This is a genomic window from Amycolatopsis sp. H20-H5, assembly GCF_035828755.1.
GTDB lineage: Bacteria > Actinomycetota > Actinomycetes > Mycobacteriales > Pseudonocardiaceae > Amycolatopsis.
Map to the genome: position 1 here is coordinate 1 of NZ_JAYMZS010000300.1, position 706 is coordinate 706.

Below are 706 nucleotides of genomic sequence, written 5' to 3' on the forward strand. Positions count from 1 at the left end.
ATCGGTCAAGTGCTGCGGCATCGAAGGCCGATCACCACAGCAATCTATGCGAAAGTCGACACCGAATCGTTGCGGCCCCTGGCTCGCCCGTGGCCGGCAGGTCTGTCATGACCACACTCCGCCTGGCCCTGGACGACTACCTGGATTTACGGCACAGCCTCGGATTCAGCCTGCGGCGCGATGCGAAACTCCTCGCCCAGTTCATCAGTTACCTCGACGAGCAGCACGCCGATACGGTCACCACGGCATCCGCGGTGGCCTGGGCGAGCTTGCCCGCCGACGCCAGCCCCGGCTGGTTGGGATTCCGGATGCGGGTGGTCCGCGGTTTCGCCGCCTACTTACAGACTCTCGACCCAGCGGTGGAAGTTCCGCCTCCCGGACTGCTCTCAGGGAACGGTCGGCGAGCGGTTCCCTATCTCTATTCCGACACCGATATCGCGGCACTGTTCGCCGAAGCCGAACAGCTGCGGACTCCACTGCGCACCGCGACCATGCACACCGTGATCAGCCTGCTCGCTGTCACCGGGATGCGCATCGGCGAAGTGATCGACCTGGACGACACCGACTTCGACGCCACCGGTGGGCTACTTGTCGTGCGACACGCTAAATTTGGCAAGTCCCGGCAGATTCCGCTGCATCCGAGCGCGGTGACAGCGTTGCTTGCTTACCAGCGGCTGCGCGATCAAACTTGCCCCCGGCTCGTCGC

At 64.2% G+C, this 706-nt stretch carries 1 protein-coding gene; it reads left to right on the forward strand.

Annotated features, from left to right (window positions below; translation table 11 throughout):
• Window positions 1-107: 107 nt before the first annotated feature.
• On the forward strand, window positions 108-706 hold a 599-nt coding region (locus tag QMK34_RS47610; protein WP_326421649.1), incomplete at its 3' end, for a tyrosine-type recombinase/integrase.